Source organism: Streptomyces glaucescens, from assembly GCF_002154375.1.
GTDB lineage: Bacteria > Actinomycetota > Actinomycetes > Streptomycetales > Streptomycetaceae > Streptomyces > Streptomyces glaucescens.
Map to the genome: position 1 here is coordinate 1 of NZ_MUND01000211.1, position 1866 is coordinate 1866.

Genomic DNA, 1866 nt, shown 5'->3' on the forward strand with positions numbered 1-1866 from the left:
CTCGCCGACCCAGGTCCGCACTCTGGCCGCCCCGGGTCCGCACCCCCGCCGGCCCGGGGCGGCCAGAGTGCGGACCCGGGCCGGCGGCGGCTGCCCGGGCCGGGCGCGGGCGGGCGGTGGCAGGCGACCCGCTGACCGGGGCGCGGCTCGACCAGTGGTGGCGGTGGCTGTGCGGCGGGGTGGTGTCAGCGGACCTCGGCCGCGCGGACCTGCTCCGCCGTGGGGGCGGTGCCGCCGAGGTGGGCCGGCAGCCACCAGGGATCGTCGGTGTCCCTCGGGCGCACCGGGTAGGCGCGCTGCGCCGCCTCCAGCAGCTCCTGCACGCGCTCGCGCAGCTGCCGGGTGATGGCACCGGCGTACTTGTCGCGGGACGCCTCGATCGCCTCGCCCACCCGGATGGTGATGGGCGTGTGGCTGCGCTTGAAGTTGCGCGGCTGGCCCTTGGTCCACAGCCGCTGGGTGCCCCACACGGCCATCGGGATGAGCGGCACGCCCGCCTCCTGGGCCAGGCGCGCGGCGCCCGACTTGAAGCTCTTCAGCGTGAACGACTCGGAGATGGTGGCCTCCGGGAAGACGCCGACGACCTCTCCCGAGCGCAGCGAGTCGAGGGCGTGCGCGTACGCCGCCTCACCCTGCTTGCGGTCCACGGGGATGTGCTTCATCCCGCGCATCAGGGGGCCGGACACCTTGTGGTGGAAGACGGACTCCTTGGCCATGAAACGGACGAGCCGCTTCTGCGGCAGCGCGGCCAGTCCGTTGAAGACGAAGTCCAGGTAGCTGATGTGGTTGCTGACCAGAACGGCACCGCCCGACCGCGGGATGTTCTCCGAACCCTTGCAGTCGATCTTCAAGTCCCACACCTTGAACAGCGTGCGGGCGAGACCGATGACCGGACGGTAGACGAGTTCTGCCATGGACTAGGTGGACCCTTCCTTCTCTGCCAGGGAAGGGAGCTCCCGGCGGGGAAAGTTACGCAGCCGTAGGTTTACGGCATCCCAGATGGTGCCCCAAGAACGAACGCGGAGCCAGTCCCCGTGCCCGTCCTCGGCGAGATCCTCGTCACGTCACCCCCATGATCACCTCGGGGTTTTACGCTCCCTTTACTTCGCGCGTGCCGTGACGCGGCGTGCGAGCATGTGCATCTCACATCTCGAGCGGTACCCGGAATGCGCGGGGGGCGAACCCGGCGGGCCGGCGCCGCGGGAGACTTCCCTGGCCGGGAATCCTCGCGGCCCCGGAAACGCTGCACGACAGTGACGATCGGACCGAGCGGGAGAGTACGCGTGCGCGTGCGCGACGAAGAGCAGCGGCTGGCGGGAGCCGAGTTGGGTGCGGAGCTGGGCGAGCGGGCCACTCTGGTGCAGTTCTCCAGCGCCTTCTGCGCCCCCTGCCGGGCCACCCGGCGGGTCCTTGCCGAGGTGGCCGGCATGGTGCCGGGCGTCCGCCACGTGGAGATCGACGCCGAGGCCCGGCTCGACCTCGTCCGGCGCCTCGGCGTCCTCAGGACGCCGACCGTGCTGGTCCTCGACGCCGGTGGCCGGGTCGTGCGGCGGGCCGCCGGACAGCCCCGCAAGGCCGACGTGATCGCGGCCCTCGGGGAGGCCGTGTGAGCGGGCGCGGACGGGCCGGCGGGGGGCGCGCCGGGCACCGTGAGGCATCTCCCAGAACGCGGGACCCACTTGACTGTGCATGTCAGCTATCGTCAGTCTGACCCTATGTCTTCGGAACTCCTTCTCTTCGGGCGGCCCCACATCGACTTCGCCCGCACCGCGAGCGCGCGCTGTCCGGGCTGTTGAGCAGCCACGGATCCGCTCGTCCCCACCCCCAGAAGGCCACCATGACGGCAACCCCCGACCTAGCCACCAC

Annotated in this window: 2 protein-coding genes; one reads left to right on the forward strand and one right to left on the reverse strand. The window is 71.7% G+C overall.

The window, feature by feature from the left end; all coding sequences use genetic code 11:
* Positions 1-185: 185 nt before the first annotated feature.
* Positions 186-914 (reverse strand): lysophospholipid acyltransferase family protein, encoded by a 729-nt coding sequence (locus CCN42_RS15880; RefSeq protein ID WP_086736359.1) that lies wholly within the window; start codon positions 912-914, stop codon positions 186-188.
* A gap of 252 nt (positions 915-1166) precedes the next feature.
* Between CCN42_RS15880 and CCN42_RS15885 the strand changes: the two genes are divergently transcribed.
* The gene (locus CCN42_RS15885; RefSeq protein ID WP_086736361.1) at positions 1167-1610 is read left to right on the forward strand and encodes a TlpA family protein disulfide reductase; all 444 of its coding nucleotides are present in this window, start codon (positions 1167-1169) and stop codon (positions 1608-1610) included.
* The last annotated feature ends 256 nt before the right edge of the window (positions 1611-1866 follow it).